General features: G+C 67.0%; 15 protein-coding genes. All 15 read left to right on the plus strand.

The genetic code is table 11. The features are described from left to right. Window positions 1-20: 20 nt before the first annotated feature. The 15 genes from fliS to fliO all read left to right on the plus strand — a co-directional run bounded on the left by fliS (window position 21) and on the right by fliO (window position 12,826). Window positions 21-440, plus strand: coding sequence for a flagellar export chaperone FliS (fliS, locus tag KPL74_00830; protein ID QWT20571.1), 420 nt, complete (start codon window positions 21-23; stop codon window positions 438-440). Further along, window positions 437-733 (plus strand): flagellar protein FliT, encoded by a 297-nt coding sequence (locus KPL74_00835; GenBank protein ID QWT20572.1) that lies wholly within the window; start codon window positions 437-439, stop codon window positions 731-733. Before fliS ends, KPL74_00835 begins: the two co-directional genes overlap by 4 nt. Before the next feature lie 24 nt (window positions 734-757). Next, entirely contained in the window at window positions 758-1,318 is a 561-nt protein-coding gene (locus tag KPL74_00840; GenBank protein ID QWT20573.1) for a PilZ domain-containing protein, read from the plus strand. 510 nt (window positions 1,319-1,828) lie between these two features. After that, window positions 1,829-3,025: a sigma-54 dependent transcriptional regulator gene (locus tag KPL74_00845; protein ID QWT22556.1), complete on the plus strand. Its 1,197-nt coding sequence runs from the start codon at window positions 1,829-1,831 to the stop codon at window positions 3,023-3,025. 70 nt (window positions 3,026-3,095) lie between these two features. Continuing rightward, on the plus strand, window positions 3,096-3,425 hold the full coding sequence (fliE, locus tag KPL74_00850) for a flagellar hook-basal body complex protein FliE (GenBank protein ID QWT20574.1): 330 nt from the start codon (window positions 3,096-3,098) through the stop codon (window positions 3,423-3,425). Between the two features lie 36 nt (window positions 3,426-3,461). Then, the gene (gene fliF, locus KPL74_00855) at window positions 3,462-5,171 is read left to right on the plus strand and encodes a flagellar M-ring protein FliF (protein ID QWT20575.1); all 1,710 of its coding nucleotides are present in this window, start codon (window positions 3,462-3,464) and stop codon (window positions 5,169-5,171) included. Further along, window positions 5,161-6,174 carry a flagellar motor switch protein FliG gene (fliG, locus tag KPL74_00860; GenBank protein QWT20576.1) on the plus strand — a complete coding sequence of 338 codons (1,014 nt, stop codon included), beginning with the start codon at window positions 5,161-5,163 and terminating at the stop codon, window positions 6,172-6,174. Before fliF ends, fliG begins: the two co-directional genes overlap by 11 nt. Further along, the gene (locus KPL74_00865) at window positions 6,174-6,845 is read left to right on the plus strand and encodes a flagellar assembly protein FliH (protein QWT20577.1); all 672 of its coding nucleotides are present in this window, start codon (window positions 6,174-6,176) and stop codon (window positions 6,843-6,845) included. The genes fliG and KPL74_00865 overlap by 1 nt, the downstream gene beginning before the upstream one ends. A 47-nt stretch (window positions 6,846-6,892) precedes the next feature. After that, window positions 6,893-8,203, plus strand: a complete 1,311-nt coding sequence (fliI, locus tag KPL74_00870) for a flagellar protein export ATPase FliI (protein ID QWT22557.1) — start codon at window positions 6,893-6,895, stop codon at window positions 8,201-8,203. Next, entirely contained in the window at window positions 8,203-8,637 is a 435-nt protein-coding gene (gene fliJ, locus KPL74_00875; protein ID QWT20578.1) for a flagellar export protein FliJ, read from the plus strand. Before fliI ends, fliJ begins: the two co-directional genes overlap by 1 nt. Window positions 8,638-8,685: 48 nt before the next feature. After that, on the plus strand, window positions 8,686-9,870 hold the full coding sequence (locus KPL74_00880) for a flagellar hook-length control protein FliK (GenBank protein QWT20579.1): 1,185 nt from the start codon (window positions 8,686-8,688) through the stop codon (window positions 9,868-9,870). A 209-nt stretch (window positions 9,871-10,079) separates the two neighbouring features. After that, window positions 10,080-10,577 carry a flagellar basal body-associated FliL family protein gene (locus KPL74_00885; protein QWT20580.1) on the plus strand — a complete coding sequence of 166 codons (498 nt, stop codon included), beginning with the start codon at window positions 10,080-10,082 and terminating at the stop codon, window positions 10,575-10,577. Window positions 10,578-10,593: 16 nt separating this feature from the next. Continuing rightward, window positions 10,594-11,610, plus strand: coding sequence for a flagellar motor switch protein FliM (gene fliM / locus KPL74_00890; protein ID QWT20581.1), 1,017 nt, complete (start codon window positions 10,594-10,596; stop codon window positions 11,608-11,610). A 449-nt stretch (window positions 11,611-12,059) separates the two neighbouring features. Further along, complete coding sequence (gene fliN, locus KPL74_00895) at window positions 12,060-12,392, plus strand: flagellar motor switch protein FliN (GenBank protein ID QWT20582.1); 333 nt, start codon at window positions 12,060-12,062, stop codon at window positions 12,390-12,392. Between the two features lie 8 nt (window positions 12,393-12,400). Continuing rightward, window positions 12,401-12,826 (plus strand): flagellar biosynthetic protein FliO, encoded by a 426-nt coding sequence (fliO, locus tag KPL74_00900; GenBank protein QWT20583.1) that lies wholly within the window; start codon window positions 12,401-12,403, stop codon window positions 12,824-12,826. Window positions 12,827-12,831 lie beyond the last annotated feature (5 nt).

Genomic DNA, 12,831 nt, shown 5'->3' on the forward strand with positions numbered 1-12,831 from the left:
CCGGGCAGGAAAGACAAGACATGGCACTGGGATATTCCCGCGGCGCAGGCGCCTACCAGCAGGTTCGTACCGGCGGTGGCATCGAAGCGGCCGACGCGCACGGCCTCATCACCCTCCTCATGGACGGTGCGCTCGAGCGCATCCGCCTGGCGGTGGCCTGCATCGCCACCGGCAGCATTGCCGGGCGTGGCGAGGCGATCTCCAAGGCGATCGAAATCCTCGGTGGCCTGCAGTCGAGCCTGAACCACGACATCGACACCCCGCTGGTCGGCCGCCTCGAAGCCCTCTACGACTACATGGCCCGCCGCCTGCTGCACGCCAACCTGCACGCCGACACCGATGCCCTCGAGGAAGTCGCCGGCCTGCTCGGCCAGATCCGCGACAGCTGGGTGGCGATCCCGGCCGAAGCGCGCCAGGTGGCGGCCGAGGCCGGCGCATGAGCGCCACCCCGTTCTGCGACCTCGACCAGGTCCTGAGCCTGACCGAGGCCATGCATTCGGCCGCCAGCGAAGGCCGCTGGGACGACCTGGCCGACCTCGAGGCCCGGCGCGACCCCGTGCTGCGCTCCGGCACCATGCGTCCGGCACCGCAGACGCTGGAGTCGCTCAAGTCGATCATGCTGATGGACAACCTGATCAAGGACCTGGTCTCGGCGGCCCGCGACGAAACGATGATCGCCCTGGACGCCTCGCGCCGCGTGCGCCGTGCAGTGGCTGCGTATACTTCGTTCTGATTCCCGGCGGACGGTGGCAGGCCCATGAGCGACGAAACATGGAAGGCCTTTTCTGAGCGGGTCGCCTGGGACGCCCGGTTCCACGCCACCCTCGAAGCCGGCGAGCGGCTCTCCCCGGCAGCCCTCGCCTCGATCAACGACCGCAACGCCAGCGTGCTGGTCGCCGTCGCCGCCCTCATGGACCGACGTATAGATACGGGCGAGGACGACAACGCCCTGGGCCAGGAAGTGGCCCGGCTCGACGCCAAGCTCAACGTCCTCATGGAGATCGTGAACCGGCTGCTCCTGCCGCAATCGGCCCTGCCTCCGCGGCTGGCCGTGCGCTTCAACGCCCTGGGTGCCGCGCTGCCGTGGGACGTGCTCCCGCCGGTCGGCCAGCCGGTGCTGCTGAAGATCCATTTCGACGCCTGCCGGGCCCTGCCGCTGGAACTTCCGGGGATCCGCGAGTCGGGCCCGAGCGATGGCAAGGGCTTCGTAGCCTTCGAAGGCCTCTCAGAATCCGTCCGCGACGAGCTGGAAAGGCTGGTTTTCCGGCAACATCGCCGGCAAGTGGCCGAAGCCAGGGCCCACGCTGCCCAGACGTGACATTTTACGTCACGTGACGTAAGTCCGACGCGTACCATCTTGCGTCACATTCGTGACGCGTGTCGTCACGGCTGACGCTGACCCCGGTCTTCACGTTTTAACCACTTGCCGAAAAGGTTTTCCTCACACGGCGAATTGACGACGGCCTACACGGATTTCAGGCTTTTCCCGCCGGTTTTCCGGCGTTGGCACGCTCCTTGATTGATACCTTGCAACGAAGGCGACGGGATTCCATCGCGAACCCGCCGATTGGGGCCTTCTTCCTTACTGCAATGCGAGGTATCTCCGGTGAAGTCGTCCAACTTTCTCGTCGTCGAATCCGACCGCACCCGCGCCGATGCCATCAGCTCGGCGCTCGCCTTCCTGGGCTACCGCCCGGTCGTCGCCAGCCGTGGTGATGTCGCCGATGCGAACGAATCGTGGCGCGGTGCCTACGTCGGCACGGTCGAAGACGAAGCCGAGCTCGAAGGTTACCTGGCTCCGCTGGGCCGCCAGGGTCGCCAGCTGCCGATGCTGGTCGCCGCCGATTCGCCGATCGCCACCTCGCTCATTGCCGACGACACCAACCAGCAGGTCGAACTGATCGACATGCCGCTGCGCTACGAGCGCCTGCAGGAAGCCCTGCGTGCCCTCCAGGCCCGCGTGCAGCCGGCGATGCCGTCCAGCCTGCGCTTCGTCGGCCAGTCCGGCCCGATGCAGCGGGTCAACTCGCTGATCCGCCAGGTCGCCCCGTTCGACAGCAGCGTGCTGGTGCTGGGTGAATCCGGCAGCGGCAAGGAACTGGTCGCCCGCACCATCCACGATTGCTCGCCGCGTCGCGACAAGCCGTTCATCGCCATCAACTGTGGCGCGATTCCGGCAGAACTGCTGGAAAGCGAACTGTTCGGCCACGAGAAGGGCGCGTTCACCGGCGCCATCAGCTCGCGCAAGGGTCGCTTCGAGCTGGCCGAGGGCGGCACGCTGTTCCTCGACGAAATCGGCGACATGAGCCTGCCGATGCAGGTGAAGCTGCTCCGTGTGCTTCAGGAGCGCGTGTTCGAGCGCGTCGGCGGCAACCGCCCGCAGCGTTGCGACGTGCGCATCATCGCGGCCACCCATCGTGACCTGGAAGCTTCCATCGAGCGCGGCAGCTTCCGCGAAGACCTTTTCTACCGCCTGTCGGTGTTCCCGCTGGAAATGCCGCCGCTGCGCCAGCGCCTGGAAGACCTGCCGGCGCTCATCTCGGAGTTCAACCAGCGCCTGGTCACCCGTGGCCTGTCGTCGGTCCGCTTCAACCCCAGCGCCATGAACGCGCTGTGCCAGCACGCCTGGCCGGGCAATGTCCGCGAGCTGTCGAACCTGGTCGAGCGCATGGCCATCCTGATGCCGCAGGGCGATGTCCGCGCGCAGGACCTGCCGGAAAAGTACCGCGGTGCCATGCCGGTTGAGGAAGTATCGGGTGCGGCGCTCATCGCCATGATGGAAGCCGAGCCGGAAGTGACGGAAACCTTCCGTTACAGCGGCGAGGGTGATCCGTCGGTGCTGCCGCAGGGCGGCCTCGACCTGAAGGACCACCTTGCCGGCATCGAAATCGGCCTGATCCGCCAGGCGCTGAATTCCGCCAACGGCGTCGTCGCCCACGCAGCCAAGCTGCTGCGCGTGCAGCGCACCACCCTGGTGGAAAAGCTGCGCAAGTACGGCTTGTCCGAAGCCGCGCAGGTGGGCTGATCCTGCCAGAGTGATTGGCATGGGTCGTGCTTGAAGTGTCGGTAAGACGAATACGCGTTGGAAAACCGTCATGACCACGATCGACGTCAACAGCCTCCTGCTCCAGATGCGCCGCATCAGCGCGCAGACCGAAATGCCCGCCATCCGCGGCGTGGGCGAAACCGCCCCCGCGCAGAAGGGCGCGTTCGGTGACCTGCTCAAGCAGTCGATCGACGGCGTCAACGAAACACAGGCGAAGGCCGGCCAGCTGTCCACGGCCTTCGAGCGCGGCGACCCGGGCGTGGACCTTGCCCAGGTGATGATCCAGGGCCAGAAAGCCGACCTCTCGTTCCGCGCGATGACCGAAGTGCGCAACAAGATGGTCGATGCGTACAAAGAAATCATGAACATGTCGATCTGATCGACCTGACACGAATCACAGGACTGAACACCGACCATGGCTGATAACGGCGTTGCCAATACGGACAGCAGCACGGCCTCGCGCATGCACTCGCTGAAGTCGCTGTCGCAGACGCCTGCGGCGCGCCAGCTGATGATGCTCGCGGGCATCGCAGGCGCCGTCGCCATCGGCATCGCCGCGGTGATGTGGTCGCGTGCACCGAACTACGGCCTGCTCTATGGTGGCCTGGAACAGAAGGACGCAGCCGCCGTGACCCAGGCGCTGCAGACCCAGAACGAACCGTACACGCTGAGCAACGACGGCAGCTCGATCTTCGTGCCGGTGGCCGACGTGGCCGCGGTGCGCCTGAAGCTGGCGGGGCAGGGCTTGCCGCAGGGCACGGCCAACGCACAGCCGCAGTCCGATTCGCCGTTCGGCATGAGCGATATGGCCGAGCGTTCGCGCTACCAGTCCGCACTCGAAGCCGATCTCGGCAACACCATCGCCGGCCTGCAGTCGGTGCGTGCCGCACGCGTCCACCTTGCGCTGCCGAAGCCGTCCGCCTTCATCCGCGACAACAAGCCGGCCAGTGCGTCGGTCGTCGTCACGCTTTACCCGGGTCGCACGCTCGACCAGGGCCAGGTCGCCGCCATCGTCCACCTGATCGCCGCCAGCGTGCCGGAGCTCGACACGCGCCAGGTCTCGGTGATCGACCAGACCGGCAACCTGCTGACCCAGAACGATCCGGATAGCCCGGCCGCCATCGGCGACAACCGCCTGCGCCTGTCCAACCGCATCGAAGCCACCTACACGCAGCGCGTGGAAGACCTGCTCTCGCCGCTCGTCGGCGCCGGCAAGGTGCGCGCACAGGTGTTCGCCGACCTCGACTTCTCGTCCACCGAGAAGGCCAGCGAAACCTTCAACCACGACAACCCGGCGCTGCGCAGCGAGCAGACCAGCAGCGACACGCGTACCGATCCGGCCACCAACGGTGGCGTCCCGGGCGCGCTGAGCAACCAGCCGCCGAACGCGGGTGGCAACGCCACCGCCGCCAACCCGGCCGCCGGCAAGCCGGCCACGCCGGGCCAGGCGACCACGACGCAGACTGCGCAGAATCCGTCGCAGCAGACCCAGAGCGCCACGCGTAACTACGAACTCGACCGCACCGTCAGCCATGTCACCGACCCGGCCGGCAAGGTCGCGCGCCTCAGCGTCGCCGTCGTCGTCGACAACAAGACGGTCGCTGACAAGGACGGCAAGACCAAGAGCGTGCCGTTCACCAGCGAAGAGCTGCAGCGCCTGACCGAACTGACCAAGAACGCCGTCGGCTTCAGTGCCGCGCGTGGCGACAGCGTCAGCGTGATCAACGAGGCGTTCCACGGCGTGACCGCCGAGGACGCCCCGGAAAGCCCGGCATTCTGGGAGCGTCCGGGCATGCTCGACCTGATCAAGCAGGGGCTGGGCGTGATGGTCGCGCTGATCGTCGGCTTCTTCGTCCTCCGGCCAATGCTCAAGGGCCTGCTCAAGCCGGCCCCCTCGATGCAGCAGGGCATGGCCCTGGCCGGCCCGATGCCGACCGTGTCGGTGATGGTCGACGACAACGACATGACCCCGGATCGCGTCCATACGTCGTCCCAGCCGCAGCTCGGTTCGCCGGCGCTGCTGGCTTACGAACAGAAGGTCGGCCTTGCCAAGCGCATGGCTGCCGAGAATCCGAAACAGGTGGCGCAGGTCGTGAAGAGCTGGGTATCCGACGATGGCGGCTGAGCAGAAAGAAGCCCTGACGGGCGCGCAGAAAGCGGCCATCCTGCTGCTCACCCTGGGTGAGGAAGATGCCGCGTCGATCCTGAAGCACCTCGGCGCACGCGACGTGCAGGCCGTGGGCACGGCCATGGCCCAGCTGAAGAACGTCTCGAAGGAGCAGGTCGAGACGGTGCTGACCAAGCTGCAGGAAGATGTCGGTCAACACACCGCCATCGGCGTGGGCACCGAGGACTACATCCGCCGCATCCTGGTCAACGCACTGGGCGAGAACAAGGCCGGTGGCCTGATCGACCGGATCCTGCTGGGTCGCAGCAGCAAGGGCCTCGAGTCGCTGAAGTGGATGGAAAGCCGTGCCATCGGCGAGATGATCGGCCAGGAACACCCGCAGATCATCGCGCTGGTGCTGGCCCATCTCGAGCCGGACCAGGCCGCCGAAGTCATCGGTTACCTGCCGGCGCGCACGCGCAGCGACGTGGTCATGCGCATCGCCACGCTCGACGGCGTGCAGCCGCATGCCCTGAACGAGCTCGACGAAATCATGGAGCGCCAGTTCTCCGGCAACTCAAGCAAGCTCAAGTCGGCGACCGTGGGTGGCCTGAAGGCCGCGGCCGACATCCTCAACGCGATGGAAACCGCACGCGAAGCCGAGCTGATGGGCACCATCCGCGGCATCGACGCGGGCCTGGGCGAGCGCATCGAAGAATTGATGTTCGTGTTCGACGATCTTGCCGAACTCGACGACCGCAGCATGCAGGTGCTGCTGCGCGAAGTGCCGTCGGCACGCCTGATCACCGCACTGAAGGGTGCCGACGCGGCGATCCGCGAGAAGATTTTCGCCAACATGTCCAAGCGTGCGGCCGACATGCTGCGCGACGACCTGGAAGTGAAGGGTCCGGTCCGCCTCTCCGAGGTGGATGCGGCGCAGAAGGAAGTGCTGGCTACCGCGCGCCGCCTGGCTGACGCGGGCCAGATCAATCTCGCCGGTGGCGGGGAAGAATTCGTCTGATGAGCCTCACCTCGATCCTTGCCCGCGAGCGCGCCGACCAGTACCAGCGTTGGGAACTGCCCGTCGTGGGCGGCGTCGACCACGTGCAGGCCGACGAGGCCGAAGCCGACGACGTGCCGCATCGGCCCACCGTGGCCGAGCTGGAAGCGATCGAACGCCAGGCCCGCGAAGAAGGTTTCAATGCGGGCATGAACGAAGGCCGGGCGATGGCTAAACGCGAGCTCGCAGCGCAGGTGGCGCGGCTGGACGCGTTGTTTGCCGCCGTGGAGCGTCCGTTCGCCGAACTCGACAACGACGTGGCCGGCGATCTCGCGATGCTGGCGACGCTGATCGCCGAGCGCGTGCTCGGCTATGACATCGCCACCCGTCCGGAGCAGATCCTGGACGTGGTGCGCCAGGCCGTGGACGCCTTGCCGGCGGCTTCGCGCCATTTGAAAATCCATCTGAATCCCGCCGATGCCGCGCTGGTTCGCGAGCATCGTTCGGGGCAGGATCACGAAGGCACCGTCGTCGACGACGCATCGCTGGAACGCGGCGACGTGCGCCTGGAAAGCGAGCACTCGCGCCTCGACGCGCGCGTCCGCACCCGCCTTGCGGCGGTCGTCGACAGCGTGCTGCAGGGGCAGGGCGCCGTCGATGCCGACGATGCCGGTGAGCCCGACGCCTCGTGAACGCGGATTCGCACAAGGCGGCGCGTGACGCGCACTGGCGCGACACCCTGGCGGTACAGCGCGCCAACGTCGAGCGCGTGCGTCCCCTGCAGGCCGAAGGCAAGTTGCGCCGCGTAGTCGGCCTTACGCTCGAAGCCGTTGGCTGCGAAGCGCCAGTCGGCTCGCGCTGCATGGTGGCCGGCGCCGACGGCAAACAGCTTGAGACCGAGGTCGTCGGCTTTTCCGACGGCCGCCTGTTGCTGATGCCTACCGGCGAAATGCACGGTGTGTTGCCGAATGCCCGGGTCACCCCGGTTGCTTCGGTGTCGGGCGTTCCCGTCGGCGACGCCCTGCTCGGCCGCGTGATCGGTCCGGACGGCGTGCCACTCGATGGCATGGGCCCGCTGCTCACCCGCGACCGTGCACCGCTGCGTCGCGATCCGATCAACCCGATGCTGCGCCAGCCGATCGACACCCCGCTCGATACCGGCGTGCGCGCCATCAATTCCCTGCTCACCGTGGGTCGCGGCCAGCGCATCGGCCTGTTCGCGGGCTCCGGCGTCGGCAAGTCGACGCTGATGGGCATGATGACCCGCTTCACCAATGCGGATGTCGTCGTCGTCGGCCTGATCGGTGAGCGCGGCCGCGAAGTGAAGGAATTCGTCGACCACACGCTGGGCGAAGAGGGCCGTCGCCGCGCCGTGGTCATCGCCGCACCGGCCGACGCGCCGCCGTTGTCGCGCCTGCGTGGTGCGCAGGTCGCCACGGCCGTGGCCGAACATTTCCGCGACCAGGGCAAGCGCGTCCTGCTGCTGATGGATTCGCTGACCCGCTACGCCCAGGCCCAGCGTGAGATCGCGCTGGCCATCGGCGAGCCGCCGGCCACGAAGGGTTATCCGCCGTCCGTATTCGCGATGCTGCCGGCCCTGGTCGAGCGCGCCGGCAACGATGCCGAAGGCCGCGGTTCGATTACCGCCTTCTACACCGTGCTGACCGAGGGTGACGATTACCGCCATGACCCGATCGCCGATGCGGCGCGTGCCATCCTCGATGGCCACATCGTGCTGTCGCGCGACCTGGCCGAGGCCGGGCATTACCCGGCGATCGACATCGAAGCGTCGATCAGCCGCGTCATGCACTCGGTGGTCAGCAAGGAGCACATGCGTTCCGCGCAGCGTTTCCGCCAGGTCTATTCGGCGTATCGCCAGCAGCGTGACCTGATTGCCGTGGGCGCCTACCAGAAGGGTAGCGATCCGCGTACCGACGAAGCGATTGCGCTGTACCCGAAGCTGTCGGCCTTCCTCCAGCAGGAAACGGATACGCCGGTCTTCCTCGACGAAGCGGAAGCCGGCCTGGCTGACGCGGCGAAGGCCGGCTGATGCCGTCCCGCGCCGATCGCCTGCAGCCGGTGGTGGACCTCGCGGCCGACAAGGCCGAGGAGGCCACCCGTGCGCTGGCCACGCACCAGCGTGCCGTGGTCGAGGCCGGGCACCAGCTCGACGAGCTGCGCCGCTATCGCAACGAATACGCCGAGATGCCCAACGGCATCAGCGTGGCCGAATTGCTCAATCGCCAGCAGTTCCTGCAGAAGGTCGACATGGCCATCGTGCAGCAGCTGGGCGAAGTGCAGCGCCGCGAGCGCGCGCTGGAGCGTGCCCGCACGGATTGGGCGGATGCACGTGGCCGCGCGAAAGCACTGGATTCCGTGACCGCGAAATACCGCGAACAGGAACGCAAATCGCAGGATCGGCGCGAGCAGGAGCAGGCCGACGAGCGCTCGCAATACCGTCGTACACCAAGGCACGAGGCTTAGGGGCTTTCACCCATGTCGCGCGCCGGTCGAAACCATCGAGTCCATGCCATGAATAACGCTTCGCTTCTCCTCAATGCAGCCCGCCCGGCTACGAAGGCGGCCACGCCCGAGCCGGCCTCGGGCGGCCATGACGACACGCGCTCGACGCAGTTCAGCACGGCGATGGATGCCGCGCACGCCACGGCACGCCACGCCAGCAGCGCGTCGAAAGATTCGGCGCCGACGATGTCGGCGCGCCCGGTAGCGAAGAAGCCTGAGGGCGTCGCGCACACGCACGACACCACCCACGGCAAGGCGAAGGCGGCGGACGACACCTCGTCGTCCTCGTCGACGGCGTCCGGCAGCGCATCCGCCTCGTCGGATACCGGCGCGGATGCGAAGGACGATGCCACGGCCAAAGCGAAGGACGCCGACCAGGATGCCGGCAAGGCTGGCGCGAGCCAGGGCGACGATACGTCGCTGGCTGCGTCAGTGCTTGCGCTGATCGGCGTGCCGACCGCGGTGACCCAGGTTGCCGCGAAGGCGCTTGGCGCGGCGAAGGATGCACTTACCGGACAGACCGGCGATGCCGTCGGCGGCCTCGCCGCGGCGAAGGACGCCGGGCTGAACGCACTTGGCCTCAATGCCACGGCGTCGACCGACACTGCGGCACCCACAACGGGCCTCGGCTCGCCGTTCGCCGCGCTGCTCGCCACGCCGGCGGCGGGCGATGGCAAGGACCGTACGGCCGGCGTCGACCTCGGCAGTACCAGCCCGATGCCGTTCGCCCACGCACAGCTGCAAGGCCAGGACGGCACGACGATGCAATTGCAGTCCACCCAGGCGGCGACCTCGCCGCAGTTCGCCCAGGAGCTGGGCGAGCAGATCGCGTGGATGGGGTCGGCGGCCGGATCGGTCAAGGAAGCGCGTATCAAGCTGCACCCGGAAGAACTGGGCAGCATGGACGTGCGCGTAAGCATGGACGGCGGCAAGGTCAACGTGGCCATCATGGCCCAGCACCCCGCCGCGGTTCACGCCGTGCAGCAGACCTTGTCCAACCTCGACAGCATGCTGGCCCACCACGGCCTCTCGCTGGGCCAGGCTTCGGTGAACCAGGGGAATGCGCAGCAGAACGGCAGCGGCCAGGCCCAGGGCCAAACCGGGCAGGGCAGCGATGCCGACGCCGGCAGCGACGCCGTGGCCACCGTGGCGACCTCGTCCGTGTCGCGCGGCCTGCTCAACGAAGTCGCCTGATCGCCTTGACCGGACGCGTGACGTACTGACGTCACGCGTCAATTTTCCGCCTGTCGCGTCATAAGCCGCCCAAGGCCGGAAACCGCTTGAAACAAGGGCTCTGAAACGTCGATTGCCACCGTGCGAGATGGCACGCCGCTTGCAACAATACCAGCGGGGCCCGCGTGGGCCAGACCATTCCGCATCCGCATTACAGAGGTTCCACCTGCATGGCCACCGCGAAGAACGAAGCCGCCGAAGGCGCCCCGAAGAAGAAAGGCAAGGGCAAGCTGCTGCTGATCATCGCCGTGCTCGTGCTGGCCGCCGGTGGTGGCGGTGCCTTTTTCCTGCTCAAGGGCAAGCATCCGAAGAGCGCCGAACAGGCCGCCGCGGAAGCCGCCAAGGCCAAGCCGGCCGTTTACCTGCAGCTGGACCCGGCGTTCGTCGTTAACTTCCAGGACGAGACCGCGCTGCGGTTCCTCCAGGTGGGCGTCAACGTGATGTCGCACGATCCGGAGGCGATCACCGCCGCCAAGGAAGCCGATCCGGAGATCCGCAATGCCCTGCTCATGCTGTTTTCGGCGCAGGACGTGAAGTCGCTGTCCGACGTGCAGGGCAAGCAGAAGCTGCAGGCCGCGGCCCTGGCCGAGGTGCAGCGCGTGCTGAAGGAAAAGATCGGCCGTCCGGGCGTCGACGCCCTGTATTTCACCAGCTTCATCATGCAGTGACGGGAGCCGTCCGGCCATGAGCGACATTCTCACCCAGGAAGAAATCGACGCCCTGCTCGCAGGCGTGGAAGGCGGCTCGGTGGAAACCGAGATCGAGCCCCCGCCGCTGCCGGGCTCCGTGCTGGACTATGACTTCACCCAGCAGGACCGCATCGTCCGCGGCCGCCTGCCGACGCTGGAGATGGTCAACGACCGCTTTGCCCGTTATTTCCGCGCCAACCTGTTCAACGTGCTGCGCAAGTCCTGCGAAGTGTCGGTGCTCGGCGTGAAGATGACCAAGTTCAACGAGTACGTCCATTCGCTGGCCGTGCCGAGCAACCTGAACCTGATCCGGATCAAGCCCTTGCGCGGCACCGCGCTGATGGTCTTCGAGCCGCGCCTGGTGTTCACGGTGATCGACAATTTCTTCGGGGGCGACGGCCGTTTCCATGCCCGCATCGAAGGCCGGGATTTCACCCCGACGGAAAACCGGGTCATCCAGATCGTGCTGGCCGAGGCGTTCTCGTCCATGGCCGAAGCCTGGGCGCCGGTGCTGAAGATGCAGTTCGAGTTCCTGAACTCGGAGATCAATCCGCAGTTCGCCAATATCGTCAGCCCAACGGAAACCGTGGTGGTCTCGCGCTTCCACGTCGAGCTCGATGGCGGCGGTGGGGAAATCCACCTGACCCTGCCGTATTCCATGGTCGAGCCGATCCGTGAACTGCTCGACGCCGGCGTGCAGAGCGACCGGGCCGAGCGTGACGAGCGCTGGATCCAGAACCTGCACGAGGAAATCCTCGACGCGGAAGTGGAAGTCACCTCCATGCTCGCCGAGGCGCGCCTGACCATCGGCGACTTCCTGCACCTGCGCAAGGGTGACGTCATCCCGATCAACCTGCCCGACCTGGCCACGGTGTTCGCCGAAGACGTGCCCATTTTCCGCGGACGCATGGCCAACGCCGCCGGCAACAAGGCCGTGCAGTTCGAAGGCCACATGCGCCGCCCGTCGCTCCGCCAGGCCCCGCCACCCCCCGTCCTCACCGAACCCGTGTAGGAGCGCGCCCGCGCGCGATTGGGGGGGGCAGGGGGCCACCACCCACCCGGTACTATCAACCGGGTGCTCTGAACCCGGTACTCTCAACCCGGTACTCTCAACCCGGTACTCGATACGCTCTTTCGCATTCCCCAATCGCGCGCAGGCGCGCTCCTACACGGTTCACGTCCAGCGGCCGGGGATGCCCACGTTCCGGCCAATGCCCCGCGCGCTCTTGCCGCCTTTGCGCATGTACCGTAGTGACGTCAACTGACCGCCGCGGTGACTAACTGCCGTCGAGCGTCAGCTTTCCGTCCAGGCCACCTGGAACGCCCTGGCCGCACCTCGCAAGCCCCCGGCTAACCCACGGAAAAACCTTCGAAAAACGTTCTTCCGTCGCCTGCCAAAAGCATGGCACGCCGTTTGCTTCACTGGATCGTCATCCCAGTAACGCTTCCGGACCCTTCGCCATGAACGAACCCACCATCCTCGAACCCGTCGACGGCGCCGCCGATCTCACCAAGTCCATGGGCCTGGGTAGCGACGTGAACCTCGACGTCATCCTCGACGTGCCGGTCACCATGGCCATGGAAGTGGGCCGGACCAAGATCAGCATCCGCAACCTCCTGCAGCTCAACCAGGGCTCGGTGGTGGAACTGGATCGCGCCGCCGGCGAGCCGCTCGACGTCTTCGTCAACGGCACCCTGGTCGCCCATGGCGAAGTCGTGGTGATCAACGAGAAGTTCGGCATCCGCCTGACCGACGTGATCAGCCCGGCCGAACGCGTCCGCAAGCTTCGTTGAGGCCTCCCATGCGCCGTATCGCCGCTGCCCTCGTGGGTGGCTTCCTCCCCTGTGCCTTGCTGGCGGCCCCGGTGGCCGCGCCGATCGCTGCCCCGGCAGTGGATTCCGGCGCGGAAATCGTCCGCGTGCTGGTCAGCCTGTTCGGCGTCGTTGCGCTGATCTTCTTCGTCGGCTGGCTCAGCCGCCGCGCCCAGGCGCGGATCCGCCCCGGTGGCCGGAAGATCCGCATCATCGAATCGCTGCCGGTCGGCATCAAGGAGAAGGTCATGCTGATCGAGGTGGGCGGCAAGCAGTTGCTGGTAGGCGCATCGCCCACCGGCGGCCTGCGCACGCTGCACGTCCTCGACACCCCGGTGCAGGACGACGGCACGCCGTCGGACGGCCCGGCGCTGCGCGGTTTTCGCGACATCCTTTCCCAGTGGAAGCGTCCATGAAGTAC

Source organism: Bacillus sp. NP157, assembly GCA_018889975.1.
Classification (GTDB): domain Bacteria; phylum Pseudomonadota; class Gammaproteobacteria; order Xanthomonadales; family Rhodanobacteraceae; genus Luteibacter.

Coding starts and splice junctions, on each gene's coding strand:
- KPL74_00880 (QWT20579.1), top strand. CDS start 8,686: ATGAATAACGCTTCGCTTCTCCTCAATGCAGCCCGCCCGGCTACGAAG.
- KPL74_00865 (QWT20577.1), top strand. CDS start 6,174: ATGAGCCTCACCTCGATCCTTGCCCGCGAGCGCGCCGACCAGTACCAG.
- fliE (QWT20574.1), top strand. CDS start 3,096: ATGACCACGATCGACGTCAACAGCCTCCTGCTCCAGATGCGCCGCATC.
- fliN (QWT20582.1), top strand. CDS start 12,060: ATGAACGAACCCACCATCCTCGAACCCGTCGACGGCGCCGCCGATCTC.
- KPL74_00845 (QWT22556.1), top strand. CDS start 1,829: ATGCTGGTCGCCGCCGATTCGCCGATCGCCACCTCGCTCATTGCCGAC.
- KPL74_00840 (QWT20573.1), top strand. CDS start 758: ATGAGCGACGAAACATGGAAGGCCTTTTCTGAGCGGGTCGCCTGGGAC.
- fliG (QWT20576.1), top strand. CDS start 5,161: ATGGCGGCTGAGCAGAAAGAAGCCCTGACGGGCGCGCAGAAAGCGGCC.
- KPL74_00835 (QWT20572.1), top strand. CDS start 437: ATGAGCGCCACCCCGTTCTGCGACCTCGACCAGGTCCTGAGCCTGACC.
- fliO (QWT20583.1), top strand. CDS start 12,401: ATGCGCCGTATCGCCGCTGCCCTCGTGGGTGGCTTCCTCCCCTGTGCC.
- fliS (QWT20571.1), top strand. CDS start 21: ATGGCACTGGGATATTCCCGCGGCGCAGGCGCCTACCAGCAGGTTCGT.
- fliF (QWT20575.1), top strand. CDS start 3,462: ATGGCTGATAACGGCGTTGCCAATACGGACAGCAGCACGGCCTCGCGC.
- fliJ (QWT20578.1), top strand. CDS start 8,203: ATGCCGTCCCGCGCCGATCGCCTGCAGCCGGTGGTGGACCTCGCGGCC.
- KPL74_00885 (QWT20580.1), top strand. CDS start 10,080: ATGGCCACCGCGAAGAACGAAGCCGCCGAAGGCGCCCCGAAGAAGAAA.
- fliM (QWT20581.1), top strand. CDS start 10,594: ATGAGCGACATTCTCACCCAGGAAGAAATCGACGCCCTGCTCGCAGGC.